Here is a 14,064-nt window from a genome sequence, read left to right as displayed (position 1 = left end):
AAAAGAGAATTGCAGCAAACCAGCCTTATATCTGGAATGCGGCTTTCAGGCAAAATTCCCCAGACGGCTTGTAAAGCCGATTTAGTCGGGTATGCAAACTCAAGATGAAAAGATTTTGTATTTCTGGGACGAAAAATAACAGCGTCAAACAGTACGTCTGAAACATGGTAAACGACTTGTTGCGGTGATTGTGACTGCAACCTGATTCGTGCAGCAGTAATACTGCCACCATAGAAATTGATCGCCCCTAACCATAAGCAAAACTTATAATTTCATTAAGAATGAATTAAGAGTAGGAATGAGAAGAAGTGGCACATAACGTGATTTGATAGTAGAAAGAAAGACTTCTTGGAAGAAAAATATGTCTTACGCGCAAACTAAGACTCAGGCTAAGTCTGGGTACCAAGCTGGGGTTAAAGATTACAGACTAACTTATTACACACCTGATTACACTCCTAAAGATACAGATTTATTGGCAGCTTTCCGGATGACTCCCCAACCCGGAGTTCCTCCTGAAGAAGCCGGTGCGGCAGTAGCTGCTGAGTCTTCCACTGGTACTTGGACAACAGTATGGACAGACTTGCTCACCGACCTAGATCGCTACAAAGGTCGTTGTTACGACATCGAACCAGTTCCCGGTGAAGATAACCAATATATTTGTTATGTTGCTTATCCTTTGGACTTGTTTGAAGAGGGTTCTATCACCAACGTACTAACCTCCATCGTAGGTAACGTATTTGGTTTTAAAGCTTTACGGGCATTACGTTTGGAAGACATTCGTTTCCCTGTAGCTTACATCAAGACTTTCCAAGGACCTCCTCACGGTATCCAAGTAGAGCGCGACAAATTGAACAAATATGGTCGTCCTCTGTTGGGTTGTACAATCAAACCCAAATTAGGTCTTTCCGCTAAAAACTACGGACGCGCAGTTTACGAATGTTTACGTGGTGGTTTGGACTTCACCAAAGACGACGAAAACATCAACTCTGCTCCATTCCAAAGATGGCGCGATCGCTTCTTGTTTGTATCTGAAGCTATCAACAAAGCACAAGCAGAAACAGGCGAAATCAAGGGTCACTACCTGAACGTTACCGCTCCTACCTGCGAACAAATGATCCAACGGGCTGAGTACGCTAAAGAACTCAAACAGCCCATCATCATGCACGATTACCTGACCGCAGGTTTCACCGCTAACACCACATTGTCTCGCTGGTGTCGTGATAACGGTATTTTGTTGCACATTCACCGGGCTATGCACGCTGTAATTGACCGTCAGAAGAACCACGGTATTCACTTCCGCGTATTAGCTAAAGCTCTCCGCTTGTCTGGTGGTGACCACATTCACACCGGTACAGTAGTTGGTAAGTTAGAAGGTGAACGGGGAATCACAATGGGCTTCGTTGACCTATTGCGTGAAAACTACATCGAGCAAGACAAGTCTCGTGGTATTTACTTTACCCAAGACTGGGCTTCTTTACCCGGTGTAATGGCAGTTGCTTCTGGTGGTATCCACGTATGGCATATGCCCGCGTTGGTAGAAATCTTTGGTGATGACTCCGTACTACAATTCGGTGGTGGTACTCTCGGACATCCTTGGGGTAACGCTCCTGGTGCTACAGCTAACCGCGTAGCTCTAGAAGCAGTTGTTCAAGCTCGTAACGAAGGTCGTAACTTGGCTCGTGAAGGTAACGATATTATCCGCGAAGCTGCTAAGTGGTCTCCTGAGTTGGCTGTTGCTTGCGAACTGTGGAAAGAAATTAAGTTCGAGTTTGAAGCAATGGATACCGTCTGATAATTGAGGATTTGGGATTTTGGATTCATAAACAATCCAAAATCTAAAAATCTAAAGGGCTGGGTCAAGCATGGATCTAAAGCAAATTGCGAAAGACACAGCCAAAACTCTCCAAAGCTACCTGACTTATCAGGCGTTAAGGACTGTATTGGCACAGCTAGGCGAAACAAATCCTCCTCTAGCACATTGGTTGCAAAACTTTTCCGCTGGCAAAATCCAAGACGGAGAAGCTTATATAGAGGAATTGTTTCTAGTAAAGTCAGATTTGGCATTGCGGATTATGACTGTCAGGGAACATATAGCGGCGGAAGTGACAGAGTTTTTACCAGAAATGGTACTAACTGGCATTCAGCAAGCCAATATGGAACAGCGTCGCCAGCATCTCGAACGCATTACGCAACTAAGTTTATCAAGTCCCAGCCTCGAAATACCAAAGACAGACAATATCTGATTCTAATTTGGATAATTTATCTAATTAGTCAGTCAACCAAGTCATAAAAAATCTCCCCCCACTTATCAAAAACTATGCAAACTTTACCTAAAGAGCGTCGTTACGAAACCCTTTCTTATCTTCCCCCTCTGTCTGACGCGCAAATTGCCAAGCAAGTTCAGTACATTATTTCACAAGGTTTCATTCCTGCAATTGAATTCAACGAAACTTCTGAACCTACAGAACTTTATTGGACAATGTGGAAGTTGCCTTTGTTCGGCGCTAAAACTGCTCAAGAAGTATTGAGTGAAGTTCAAAGTTGCCGTTCTCAGTATGGTAACTGCTACGTCCGTGTTGTTGGTTTTGACAACATTAAGCAGTGTCAAGTTATGAGCTTCCTTGTTCACAAACCCAGCAGATACTAAGAGCTAATTAGCTAATAGTAGTTTGATGAATTAAAAAGAGGGGTAGAGTTTTCTATCTCTCTTTTTTTAGTTTTTGATAGAGAATAGAATTGTCGGTTGAGTCGCACACACAAAACTAAAGGTAGTAATTATGCAACAAATTACTGTTAATGAAGCATCTCAACACTTATCTGATTTCATTGAAGCAGCACTTGGTGGTGATGAAATTATCATCATGAAAGATAATCAGCCTGTAGTGAAATTAATTCCTGTATTACCAATTAAACATCGTCGTCAACCTGGTAGTGCTAAAGGAATGGTAACAATGGCTGATGATTTTGATGCACCTTTAGAAGATTTTCAGGAATATATGTGATGATGTTTTTGATAGATACACATACATTTATTTGGTATGTAACAGATAATTCTCGACTTAGTAATCAAGTTTTAGAATTGATCAACGATGAGAATAATCAGATTTTTTTGAGTATCGCTAGTGTTTGGGAAATGGGAATCAAACACGGGTTAGGAAAGCTAACTTTTAATCTTCCATTTGAGACGTTTATAAGGCAGCAGATTAGTATTAATGACTTCACTGTGTTAGATATAAAAATCAGTCATATTACGGCTATTAATCAACTCCCTTTACATCATCGTGATCCTTTTGACAGAATGTTAATTGCACAGGCTATGGTAGAAAATATGCCTATAATAAGTGCTGATACAATTTTCGATACCTATCCCGTACAGCGTTTGTGGTGAAAAATAACGCTCAAAATGAGTTTTTTTCTTCATCCTGTACATCCTTAATTGTCTGAATCAGGATAACCAGGATTAGAGGATTTACAGGATTTTTTATGAATATTTATCTGAGAATATTTCAGGTTTTAAAGATGAGTTTTTTTCTTCATTTTGTACATCCTTAATTGTCTGAATCAGGATAACCAGGATTAGAGGATTTACAGGATTTTTTATGAATATTTATCTGAGAATATTTCAGGTTTTAAAGATGAGTTTTTTTCTTCATTTTGTACATCCTTAATTGTCTGAATCAGGATAACCAGGATTAGAGGATTTACAGGATTTTTTATGAATATTTATCTGGGGGTATTTCAGGTTTTAAAGATGAGTTTTTTTCTTCATTTTGTACATCCTTAATTGTCTGAATCAGGATAACCAGGATTAGAGGATTTACAGGATTTTTTATGAATATTTATCTGAGAATATTTCAGGTTTTAAAGATGAGTTTTTTTCTTCATTTTGTACATCCTTAATTGTCTGAATCAGGATAACCAGGATTAGAGGATTTACAGGATTTTTTATGAATATTTATCTGGGGGTATTTCAGGTTTTAAAGATGAGTTTTTTTCTTCATTTTGTACATCCTTAAATCCTGGATATCCTGATTCAGACATTAGGGTGTGTAAGCGTTGCGTAACGCACCAAAATTGATTAGATTTAATCTCATGAATTAATGTGAGTTACGTTTATGGGACAATTATTCATATAGATATTAGAGATGAAAAAATTTGGATTCAGAGAGATTTTACAATCCCTTGGTTCTCTCCCCTTGAGAACAGCAGAAACTAAAACATTAGTATCAATAATAACCTTCATTCTCCACTCTGATAAGCATTTTCAGGATGTTTCCCCGCATAGTGGAATATGTTGAGGGATGCAGTTAAGTTTATATTTAGTAAAATAGACTGGTAAGGTTTAAAAGGAAATTAGATCATGTCATCTCCAGCAATTACCACTGTAGTTAAAATGATGGAATCTTTATCTGAAGATTTACAAGACAAAATTGCAGAACATTTGAGAGAATATTTGGCAGATTTGCAAGATGAACTTAAATGGGACAATTCATTTAAGAAAACTCAAGAAAAATTGATTGCATCTGCTCAACGTGCTAAAAGAGAAATTGCAGAAGGACTTGCGAAACCAATGGACTATGACAAGTTATGAAGTCTGCAACCCTTCCTTCTTTTTGGGATGAATATCAGTTTCTTGACAAGCAAGTTAGACAGAGTGCGAGAAAAGCTTACCGCTTATGGAAAGAAAATCCTTTTTATCCGTCTTTGCATTTTAAATGTATCAATAATCAGGAAAATATTTGGTCTGTCAGGATAACTCGTAATTATCGAGCAATTGGGGTTTTGGATGATGACACAGTAACATGGTTCTGGATTGGTAGTCATGACGATTATGAGAATTTCTTTTCATAGTCAGAATCAGGATAATTTGAATTAGAGGATTAGCAGGATTTTTTATGAACATTTATCTGGGAATATTTCAGATTTTGAAGATGAGTTTTTTTCTACATCCTGAAAATGCTTAATTGTCTGATAGCGTAGCGTGGCGCAAGCCATATCAGGATGTCCAGGATTAGAGGATTAGCAGGATTATATATGAATATTTATCTGGGAATATTTCGGGTTTTGAAGATGAGTTTTTTTTCTTCATTCTGAAAATTTTTAATTGTCTGAATCAGGATGCTCAGGATTAGAGGATTTACAGGATTTTTTATGAATATTTATCTGGGAATATTTCAGGTTTTAAAGATAAGTTTTTTTCTTCATTCTGAAAATGCTTAATTGTCTGAATCAGGATGTCCAGGATTAGAGGATTAGCAGGATTATATATGAATATTTATCTGGGAATATTTCGGGTTTTGAAGATGAGTTTTTTTTCTTCATTCTGAAAATGCTTAATTGTCTGAATCAGGATTTACAGGATTAGGGGATTTACAGGATTATATATGAATATTTATCTGGGAATATTTCAGATTTTGAAGATGAGTTTTTTTTCTTCATTCTGAAAATGCTTAATTGTCTGAATCAGGATGTCCAGGATTAGAGGATTAGCAGGATTATATATGAATATTTATCTGGGAATATTTCGGGTTTTGAAGATGAGTTTTTTTTCTTCATTCTGAAAATGCTTAATTGTCTGAATCAGGATTTACAGGATTAGGGGATTTACAGGATTTTTTATGAATATTTATCTGGGAATATTTCAGATTTTAAAGATAAGTTTTTTTCTACATCCTGTACATCCTTAAATCCTGGATATCCTGATTCAGACGGTAGGGTGTGTAAGCGTTGCGTAACGCACCAAAATTGCTTAAATTTAATCTCATGAATTAATGTGAGTTACGTTTATGGGACAATTCTTCATGTAGATATTAGAAATGGAAAAATTTGGATTCAGAGGGATTTTACAGAGGAAGGGGTAGCTCTCTTAGTCATGTCTTGGGACGAAATAGAGGCTTTTAAAGAGTGCGTACATAGAGAATCAAAACAAGAATACCCCTCGAAAAGCCTATTTTTCCACTAAGTATTTATGCTCATTGCAAAAGTGGGATGCTCCCAAAAAAACCTTTCCACTTTAAAAGTGCATAGGAGTATGCTTTTTTCAACATTAAATAATCAACAGCAGGAGGAACATTAATTTGAGTATTCATATATTTTCAAATTTAAGCTGCATATCTAATAATTTCTAATTCTGCTCCTTTAGTAATTGCTAATTCTGCTGTTTCTAAAACCTGTTCGGTAACTGCATCACTTAAATAATATTCACCACAGTTATCACAAATTTCTGCGGGAACTTTTTTCAAGACAATAATACATTCATCTCTTTCTAAGGTGACAGTGACTAAACCGGGTTTAGTTTCTCCATGTTTACAAATTACGCATTTCATTATTTTTGTCTCCTAGTTGTAAAACCATCTAACCAAATATTAGCATCAGGAATATAAGCTGTTACCACATATCCTGTATCTGTAGCTTCATCATAGGAAAATACAACATGAATCGGTTTACATTCTACAAAATCTAATATTAAATAACTGGGGTATGGTGTATCATCAGGATTTTCTTCCATTATTTGTCCATAAGCAATTACAGTTTCTACTTCTTTTTTACTAATGCGACGATAAAACATTTGTTGAATAGCATGACGGGAGAAGTTGATATTTTGACAATACATAAATTAGTCTTTAATTTTAATTCTGATAACTTATTTTGTCTGAATCAGGATGCCCAGGATTAGAGGATTAATAGGATTTTTTACGAAGACTTATCTAGGAATATTTGAGATTTTCAAAGATTACTTTTTTTCTACATCCTGTACATCCTTAAATCCTGGATATCCTGATTCAGACAATAATTTAATTTCATAAATTAATGTGCGTTACTTCGCTTTTATAACTTTATCTATATTTTATACTATTTTCGCGCTCCTAACGCACCCCACAAACTTCTTCCTTCGCTCCTATCCCTTCGGGACGCTCCGCGAACGTGGTTCATTAACTCTGCGTCCTCTGCGCCTCTGCGGTTCGTTAAAAAAACAATCCAGGGGCGGACAAACCGCCCCCATTAAAATCAGGTAACACCAAAAACAATCACCAAGCCCAAAACAGCCCCAAAAACGATCAAGGCATAGAATTGAACCCGACCGCTTTCCAAGTATTTCAAACCTTCACCACTGACAAGAGTAAAGAAACCCGTGAGATTAACAGCACCGTCAACAACACGGAAATCAACTTCCATAACTTGTCTAGCCACACGACGCAAACCGAGAACAAAGACACGATGATAAATATCATCAAAGTACCACTTGTTCAAAGATAGATCGTATAGCGGTTGAATGTTTTTAGCGATCGCACTAGGATCAATTTTCCGTGCCAAATACATCAGCACAGCCAAAGTAATACCAATCACAGAAACAGCCACAGAACTACCCGCCATAATGTAAAACTCATGGGGGTCAAACTCCGCAGCCTTTTCCATCACTTCCGCCAAAGTTTCGCTAGGAGGAAAGATAAACTGCTCAAAATAATTGGCGTAGGGAGTCCCCACCAAACCAATCAACATTGAAGGAATAGCCAACACCACCAACGGTAAACTCATCGTCCAAGGAGACTCATGAGGATCATGGCTGTGGGAGTCATGGGAGTGACTATCCAATTCTCCCTTTTTCATCGCCCCAGGACCAAAATTAGGTGCTAGTTCTAATGTCCCTGATTTCTCAGCCAAAGCAGCAGCCGCATTTTTGAGTTTTACCTTGATTTTTTCGTCATTACCCCGGAATTTACCTTCAAATGTTGAGAAATACATTCTAAACATATAAAAAGCTGTAATCCCTGCTGTCACCCAACCAATAAACCACAGGAAAGGGTTAGCAGCAAAAGCCGCGCCTAAAATCTCATCTTTTGACCAGAAACCAGCAAAGGGAGGAATCCCCGCGATCGCCAAGCAACCAATCAAAAAGGTGAAACTTGTCACGGGCATATATTTCCGCAGTCCGCCCATTAACCGCATATCCTGCGCCAATACAGGATCATGACCAACAACTGCTTCCATGCCATGAATTACCGAACCAGAACCCAAGAATAGCATCGCTTTAAAATAAGCATGGGTCATGAGGTGGAATAATCCCGCACTGTAAGCACCCACACCCATAGCCATGATCATGTAACCAAGTTGGGAAATGGTGGAATAAGCCAAACCCTTCTTGATGTCGTTTTGGGTAATAGCGATAGTTGCCCCCAAAAACGCTGTAAATGCCCCAGTATAAGCAATTACGTTCATTGCGGCTGGGACATTTTCAAATACTGGGTACATCCGGGCAATTAGGAATACACCCGCCGCTACCATTGTTGCCGCATGAATTAGGGCAGAAATGGGGGTAGGACCTTCCATTGCATCTGGTAGCCAGACATGGAGGGGGAATTGGGCAGATTTAGCCACAGGGCCAAGGAAGACTAAAATTGCCAACACAATGGCGAGGAAATTGCTAATAGAGCCGGTTTCTACTAGGTTGGATAGGCGATCGCCCATCACCATAAAATCAAAGCTGCCTGTCGCCCAGAACAGCCCCAAAATGCCCAATAATAAACCGAAGTCACCGACGCGGTTGGTGACAAATGCCTTTTGACAAGCATCTGCTGCGGCTTTGCGATCATACCAAAAGCCCACTAGGAGGTAGGAACACATCCCCACCAGTTCCCAGAAAATGTAAACTTGTACTAGGTTGGGACTGACCACCAAACCTAACATGGAAGAGCCAAACAAGCTGAGATAGGCATAAAACCGCACATAACCCGGATCATGCGCCATGTAGCCATCGGTGTAAATCATCACCAAAACGGCTACTGTGGTGACAATCACCAGCATTAGAGATGTCAGGTGGTCAATAGTGTAGCCCATCGTCAGGTGAAAATTACCTGCTGATGCCCATTCCAAAGTCCAAAGATAAGGCGCATGGCCTTGAATTTGACTCCACAGTAAAGCCAACGACAGTGCCATAGAAGCCCCCATCAGGGAGATAATGACTATAGCATTTAGTTGTCGTAAGCGGTTCGTCACCTGATTTATCGAGATTAGCCCTAGACCGACCAGTGTTGCTCCCAAAAGAGGTAATACTGGAATCAGCCAGGCATACTGATAGATTACTTCCATCACTAACGCCTACTTTTAGAATTCTGTACAAACAAATGAGAAGATAAAAAAATGGAAATTCAATGGGGTGAGGGTTTGTGTTTGGGATGAAAGACTAGAAATTATTTACTAATCTCTACTACTTGATAGCCCAATACCTTCAAGTTAGCTTGAATTTTCCCACTTCAAACTTCAGTTAACTGAAAATTTTCAGAACTGCTCATAATTGTGACACACACCCTTGAGGATAAAATACCCCACCCGATACCCTTTGGGTGGGGTGTTAAGCATGGTTTTAGATTTGGTTCGTTGTCAGTTGTTAGTTGTCAGTTGTTCGTGGAAAAAATTTTCTCCCCTACTCCCCTACTCCCCCTACTCCCCCTACTTCCCTACTCCCCCTACTTCCCCTACTCCCCCTACTCCCCCTACTCCCCCTACTCCCCTACTCCCCCTACTTCCCCTACCTCCCCTACTCCCTGCTCTCCTACCTCCTAACTCCTGACTCCTGACTTCTGACTTCTGCTGTATCTATTTTTTCTTGACTTGTATATGTGAGTCTAATTGCTTCTAAGGCTAGACGTAAATCGTCTTTACTCCGAAAACCTTCTAGTCTTTGTCTAACTATACCTTTTTCTATCAACAGTAAGGTTGGTAATGATTTCAGTCTATAAGTATTTGATAGCTTGAAATTTTGATCAGCGTTAACTCCCACCAATTTAAGTTCATCACCACACTGAGTCTGAAATTGTGATAACAGTGGGTGAATGAGGCGGCAAAGCCCACACCAGGGAGCTTCAAAATTCACCAAAACGGGTACAGGGGATTCTAAAACTTCTTGAGTAAATGTCCGTTCATTAACCGACAACACCATGATGCCTCTTGTGATTATAAGGTTTTTATATCAAAAGTTGATTGTCAGCAGGAGCAAATCGGTATAAATTACCAATTTGAATTTTAAATTTTCTAGCAACAGACAAGGCGGAGGATATCAATTGTTCGTGTCAACGCACCGTAGCTATTGATTAAATTCAGCCGACAACAGGGTTTTACTCCTAAATCGGTGATTCCTGACTCCTGACCCCTGCTATTAAGGATTTTGATGTTTCCTGCTGACAAAAAAGCCACCGTGTATACCGCGCTGGCTGTTCTACATTTCAAATCCTGATTACAACTGCTTGGGAAAAATTTGACAATGGTGACAGTGCGGGTTATTGCAGTCTCTACATTGCTACTTAATGCCTGTTTCCAGTCTGGTAGATGGCTATTGTTTGTTTACGAGTATAAGGTCCACTGAAACCTGGTGGATAAATTCTTTTTCTGATCCCATTGGGAAAAAGTTTAATGATATATGTTTGAGTTTATCGTACATTGTTTTGGTAGCAAGTGATCAGGACAAAGTTTCGTTAAATTTATATGTTTTGTTGATCTTGGGGATCACACCAAACTACCATATTATCCTACTTGTTGCCACTAATAACAAGGGGTGAGACCACCATAATAGACCTGTGAAAATGGCAACCCCTAAATAAGCAGGGCGGAGAAATTCCTGCCAGTGCAAGGATTGACGACCATCAATAATCGCTTGAAAGGGGATAATGGAAGTTCGCTGTTTGACAACTTCAAAGGCTTCTCCATAACGTTGACTTAAACGGCGATCGCCATGCCATACTCCAAATAGATGATGTAGTATCAACCCAATGGAGGTGACAAGGGTAAAACTAGTACCTAGCCACAGGGTATGGGCTACACACCAAATAACTTGTCCCACCATTTGCGGATGACGGGTAATACGGATAATTCCTGTTTCATAAAGATGAACTTGGGGCTTTTGAATGGCAGCAATTTCTAGTAGATTGAAGGTAGCAGGATATAAAAATAAAAAGGATATAGCTGATAGTACCCAGACTAATGTTCTTACACCTGTTATGCCCTGTACTTGCCAAAGTTGCTGTCCATCATAACGGTGATTAAAAAAGTAAACAATTAAGATCACAGCCAAAGGGAGGCTAATTAATGCAAAGATAATGCGATAAAGTCTTGGTCCAATGTATTTTTCTGCCCAAGGACGTAAAGCTGCCCCTCCGCTGTGAGCGATCGCAAAAACTAATTGTAACCCTAGTATGACAAAATGACTGGAGGTAAACCAATGATTGGGCATCATATATACAACTCAATTCAAAATTCAAATCAGCTAGTACCGCAAAGCAAAGTCAAAATTCACGGTTCTTCAAATGTTAACAATGCCATAAATCATGCTTAGTGACCAAACTATTCATTTCGATTTATTTTTAAAGTTACTCATGCACCCCAGTTTGTGGGTTAAGCCTTATGTCTGACCTTCCTTTTACCTTAGATCAGTTACGTATTCTCAAAGCGATCGCCCAAGAGGGGAGTTTCAAACGGGCGGCTGATAGCCTTTACGTCTCCCAACCCGCTGTCAGTTTGCAAGTTCAAAACCTGGAACGGCAACTGGATGTCCCTCTATTTGATCGAGGTGGTCGTCGCGCTCAATTAACTGAAGCTGGGCATTTACTCCTCAACTACGGAGACAAAATCCTCAGCTTGTGTCAGGAAACCTGCCGCGCGATTGAAGACCTCCAAAATCTTCAAGGGGGTACATTAATTGTAGGCGCATCTCAAACCACCGGCACTTATCTTCTGCCGAAAATGATCGGTTTATTTCGACAAAAATATCCAGAAGTAGCTGTGCAATTGCACGTCCATTCAACCCGACGCACCGCTTGGAGTGTATCTAATGGTCAGGTTGATCTGGCGATTATTGGCGGAGAAATTCCCACGGAATTAGGGGAATCTTTAAAAACTGTTCCCTATGCTGAAGATGAATTGGCGCTCATCTTACCTACCTCCCATCCCTTTGCTAAATTAGAAACCATCCAAAAAGAAGACCTATATAAACTACAATTCATTGCTCTTGACTCCCAATCAACTATCCGCAAAGTCATTGATCAGGTTTTAGCCCGTTGTGATATTGACACCAGACGGTTTAAGTTTGAGATGGAACTAAATTCCATAGAAGCTATTAAAAACGCTGTCCAGTCAGGCTTAGGTGCTGCCTTTGTTTCTACATCAGCGATCGCTAAAGAATTACAAATGGGTGTCCTTCACCGCACCCCTATCGAAGGAGTTGTGGTGAAGCGCACACTCTGGCTGATATTTAACCCCAACCGCTATAGATCAAAAGCCTCCGAAGCATTTAGCAAGGAAATATTACCTCAGTTTGCTAACCCTGGCTGGACTGAGGATATGTTACAATTGTCACAAATGAATTCTGTGGTAAATAGTACATTAGATGTAGCAACACCTAGCTCTTCTGATGCCAGTTAAACATCTTGTCACTGGTCAAAAGTCATTAGTTAACGGCAAATTGCTAATGACCAGTCACTCATCTGACTACTGACTAATGAATAATATGGAAGTCTACTATACTTCCACTGTCAACGTCCCCTGTTCCCTGTTCCCTGTTCCCTATTACCTATTACCTATTACCTATTACCTATTCCCTGTTCCCTATTACCTATTACCTATTACCTATTACCTATTACCTATTCCCTGTTCCCTATTACCTATTCCCTGTTCCCTATTACCTATTACCTATTACCTATTCCCTGTTCCCTGTTCCCTGTTCCCTGTTCCCTGTTCCCTGTTCCCTGTTCCCTGTTCCCTATTCTTGAGACAAACGCTTTATCTCCGCACTTCCTAATATATCCTGGGCTTTAGCTAACATCTGGGGAATTTTTTCAGATTGGGGACTATTAACAAGACATTCTCTTAAATCTAATTCACCTAACTTATCAGCCCGATTACCAGGAAACCAATGATTAGCCTGTCCTAAGAGATTGTAACGCATTTTCCCATAGTCAATCATGTCATAAGCCAAAGTCAAATTTAACAGCCACAAAATCACCCGCATATTTACTTCTCCTGGCGTTTCTTCCCAAGTTGGTAGATTAGTTTCCCAGGTTTTTACCCAATCTTCTCCTAAAATATTGACCGCTTCCGATTCCAATCTAGAAATAATTGGTGGTAAAATTTCTGCCGCATTATCTAACAATGCCAAAGTCTTTAAATGCTCATCAAAATCAGTTGGTTTTGCTGCACCTATACTCAAAGTATGCACTTGAGGACGACTCAAACAAAATAAATCATTAAACACCATTGGACTCAAAGGCGCACACAAATCAACTAATTTTTTGGCAGGTTGATATAATAACCCGCCTTTATTAGAAGGGCTAATAATAAATACACCCATATCTAATTTATTTGCAGCTTCAATAGCAGCCCAATTCCATTGATTAATATAGTACCAATGCAAATTTACATAATCAAATTGATTACTATTAATTGCTTGCAAAATTATCTCTATGGGAGCATGAGTAGAAAAACCAATAAATTTAATTTTACCCTCAGACTGTAACTGTCTTGCTACTTCTAAACAACCACCTTCACGAATACTATAATCCCAAATTTCTGCATTATTAATCCCATGTAACCCAAATAAATCAACATAATCTAACTGAAGGTAAGCCAAAGATTTTTCAAACGTTTTGCGAAATTCTTGAGCATCTGCAACAGGAGAAACTTTCGTTTGGACTATTAATTTTTCACGGGGAAACTGAGGCAGGATTTTTCCCAACTGCATTTCTGATGTTCCATAACCCCGTGCAGTTTCAATATGATTAATTCCCAATTCTACAGAACGACGAATTACAGCTTCTAAATTCTCTTGATTATCTGTAGGAATTTCCTCTGGTGTGACATCCTGCCATTTATATTGATAGCGCATTCCCCCGCAGGAGAAAACGGGCATTTGTAATTCTGTCCGACCAAAACGTTTGTATAGCATCTGTGAATTTTTGAACTAAGTAGGTGAACACAATAAAACCAAAGTGTGTAAAGAAAAGTAAAATCGCCCAAAGCTTCTTCACTCTTGCATGATTGCCTCTTGCCTCTTGCCTTCCCATAACGACAATTTTTAAT

The 14,064-nt window shown here is 39.5% G+C and carries 15 protein-coding genes and 1 pseudogene; 10 read left to right on the top strand and 6 right to left on the bottom strand.

Going from position 1 to position 14,064, the window contains the following annotated elements:
- The first annotated feature begins 361 nt into the window (after window positions 1–361).
- The 9 genes and pseudogenes from AA650_RS15870 (at window position 362) to AA650_RS28750 (ending at window position 5,962) form a co-directional block, all read left to right on the top strand.
- The gene (locus AA650_RS15870) at window positions 362–1,792 is read left to right on the top strand and encodes a form I ribulose bisphosphate carboxylase large subunit (protein WP_027403993.1); all 1,431 of its coding nucleotides are present in this window, start codon (window positions 362–364) and stop codon (window positions 1,790–1,792) included.
- Window positions 1,793–1,862: 70 nt separating this feature from the next.
- Window positions 1,863–2,271: pseudogene (gene rcbX, locus AA650_RS15865) on the top strand (RuBisCO chaperone RbcX).
- A 46-nt stretch (window positions 2,272–2,317) separates the two neighbouring features.
- Entirely contained in the window at window positions 2,318–2,647 is a 330-nt protein-coding gene (locus tag AA650_RS15860; protein WP_039200136.1) for a ribulose bisphosphate carboxylase small subunit, read from the top strand.
- Window positions 2,648–2,777: 130 nt separating this feature from the next.
- Window positions 2,778–3,002, top strand: a complete 225-nt coding sequence (locus AA650_RS15855; RefSeq protein ID WP_053539736.1) for a type II toxin-antitoxin system Phd/YefM family antitoxin — start codon at window positions 2,778–2,780, stop codon at window positions 3,000–3,002.
- On the top strand, window positions 3,002–3,388 hold the full coding sequence (locus AA650_RS15850) for a type II toxin-antitoxin system VapC family toxin (RefSeq protein WP_053539735.1): 387 nt from the start codon (window positions 3,002–3,004) through the stop codon (window positions 3,386–3,388). The genes AA650_RS15855 and AA650_RS15850 overlap by 1 nt, the downstream gene beginning before the upstream one ends.
- Window positions 3,389–4,102: 714 nt before the next feature.
- Window positions 4,103–4,216: an element excision factor XisI family protein gene (locus tag AA650_RS29475; protein ID WP_168636645.1), complete on the top strand. Its 114-nt coding sequence runs from the start codon at window positions 4,103–4,105 to the stop codon at window positions 4,214–4,216.
- A gap of 144 nt (window positions 4,217–4,360) precedes the next feature.
- The gene (locus tag AA650_RS15845; protein WP_053539734.1) at window positions 4,361–4,591 is read left to right on the top strand and encodes a hypothetical protein; all 231 of its coding nucleotides are present in this window, start codon (window positions 4,361–4,363) and stop codon (window positions 4,589–4,591) included.
- Window positions 4,588–4,851: a type II toxin-antitoxin system RelE family toxin gene (locus AA650_RS15840; protein ID WP_053539733.1), complete on the top strand. Its 264-nt coding sequence runs from the start codon at window positions 4,588–4,590 to the stop codon at window positions 4,849–4,851. The genes AA650_RS15845 and AA650_RS15840 overlap by 4 nt, the downstream gene beginning before the upstream one ends.
- Before the next feature lie 922 nt (window positions 4,852–5,773).
- The gene (locus AA650_RS28750) at window positions 5,774–5,962 is read left to right on the top strand and encodes an element excision factor XisI family protein (protein ID WP_234413200.1); all 189 of its coding nucleotides are present in this window, start codon (window positions 5,774–5,776) and stop codon (window positions 5,960–5,962) included.
- Between the two features lie 139 nt (window positions 5,963–6,101).
- On the opposite strand, the gene AA650_RS15835 is transcribed toward AA650_RS28750, so the two are convergent.
- From AA650_RS15835 to AA650_RS15815, 5 genes are all read right to left on the bottom strand, one after another.
- Window positions 6,102–6,326, bottom strand: a complete 225-nt coding sequence (locus AA650_RS15835; protein WP_053539732.1) for a type II toxin-antitoxin system MqsA family antitoxin — start codon at window positions 6,324–6,326, stop codon at window positions 6,102–6,104.
- Window positions 6,326–6,613 (bottom strand): DUF4258 domain-containing protein, encoded by a 288-nt coding sequence (locus tag AA650_RS15830; protein WP_053539731.1) that lies wholly within the window; start codon window positions 6,611–6,613, stop codon window positions 6,326–6,328. The genes AA650_RS15835 and AA650_RS15830 overlap by 1 nt, the downstream gene beginning before the upstream one ends.
- Window positions 6,614–7,008: 395 nt before the next feature.
- Entirely contained in the window at window positions 7,009–9,087 is a 2,079-nt protein-coding gene (locus tag AA650_RS15825; RefSeq protein ID WP_053539730.1) for an NAD(P)H-quinone oxidoreductase subunit 5, read from the bottom strand.
- A gap of 463 nt (window positions 9,088–9,550) precedes the next feature.
- Window positions 9,551–9,937, bottom strand: a complete 387-nt coding sequence (locus AA650_RS15820; RefSeq protein WP_053539729.1) for a thioredoxin family protein — start codon at window positions 9,935–9,937, stop codon at window positions 9,551–9,553.
- Window positions 9,938–10,510: 573 nt separating this feature from the next.
- Window positions 10,511–11,227, bottom strand: a complete 717-nt coding sequence (locus AA650_RS15815; RefSeq protein WP_199924263.1) for an NnrU family protein — start codon at window positions 11,225–11,227, stop codon at window positions 10,511–10,513.
- Window positions 11,228–11,394: 167 nt separating this feature from the next.
- Between AA650_RS15815 and AA650_RS15810 the strand changes: the two genes are divergently transcribed.
- Complete coding sequence (locus AA650_RS15810; protein ID WP_053539727.1) at window positions 11,395–12,411, top strand: LysR family transcriptional regulator; 1,017 nt, start codon at window positions 11,395–11,397, stop codon at window positions 12,409–12,411.
- Between the two features lie 337 nt (window positions 12,412–12,748).
- Here AA650_RS15810 and AA650_RS15805 read toward each other — a convergent pair whose 3' ends face one another.
- On the bottom strand, window positions 12,749–13,930 hold the full coding sequence (locus AA650_RS15805) for an aldo/keto reductase (RefSeq protein WP_053539726.1): 1,182 nt from the start codon (window positions 13,928–13,930) through the stop codon (window positions 12,749–12,751).
- Window positions 13,931–14,064 lie beyond the last annotated feature (134 nt).

The organism is Anabaena sp. WA102 (assembly GCF_001277295.1).
Classification (GTDB): Bacteria; Cyanobacteriota; Cyanobacteriia; order Cyanobacteriales; family Nostocaceae; genus Dolichospermum; species Dolichospermum heterosporum.
This window is presented reverse-complemented; position numbering and strand designations above follow the sequence as displayed.

Bases quoted from the DNA above. Each gene is read 5' to 3' on its own strand.
- AA650_RS15870 (WP_027403993.1), top strand. From the start codon at position 362: ATGTCTTACGCGCAAACTAAGACTCAGGCTAAGTCTGGGTACCAAGCT.
- AA650_RS15860 (WP_039200136.1), top strand. From the start codon at position 2,318: ATGCAAACTTTACCTAAAGAGCGTCGTTACGAAACCCTTTCTTATCTT.
- AA650_RS15855 (WP_053539736.1), top strand. From the start codon at position 2,778: ATGCAACAAATTACTGTTAATGAAGCATCTCAACACTTATCTGATTTC.
- AA650_RS15850 (WP_053539735.1), top strand. From the start codon at position 3,002: ATGATGTTTTTGATAGATACACATACATTTATTTGGTATGTAACAGAT.
- AA650_RS15845 (WP_053539734.1), top strand. From the start codon at position 4,361: ATGTCATCTCCAGCAATTACCACTGTAGTTAAAATGATGGAATCTTTA.
- AA650_RS15840 (WP_053539733.1), top strand. From the start codon at position 4,588: ATGAAGTCTGCAACCCTTCCTTCTTTTTGGGATGAATATCAGTTTCTT.
- AA650_RS15835 (WP_053539732.1), bottom strand. From the start codon at position 6,326: ATGAAATGCGTAATTTGTAAACATGGAGAAACTAAACCCGGTTTAGTC.
- AA650_RS15830 (WP_053539731.1), bottom strand. From the start codon at position 6,613: ATGTATTGTCAAAATATCAACTTCTCCCGTCATGCTATTCAACAAATG.
- AA650_RS15825 (WP_053539730.1), bottom strand. From the start codon at position 9,087: ATGGAAGTAATCTATCAGTATGCCTGGCTGATTCCAGTATTACCTCTT.
- AA650_RS15820 (WP_053539729.1), bottom strand. From the start codon at position 9,937: ATGGTGTTGTCGGTTAATGAACGGACATTTACTCAAGAAGTTTTAGAA.
- AA650_RS15815 (WP_199924263.1), bottom strand. From the start codon at position 11,227: ATGATGCCCAATCATTGGTTTACCTCCAGTCATTTTGTCATACTAGGG.
- AA650_RS15810 (WP_053539727.1), top strand. From the start codon at position 11,395: ATGTCTGACCTTCCTTTTACCTTAGATCAGTTACGTATTCTCAAAGCG.
- AA650_RS15805 (WP_053539726.1), bottom strand. From the start codon at position 13,930: ATGCTATACAAACGTTTTGGTCGGACAGAATTACAAATGCCCGTTTTC.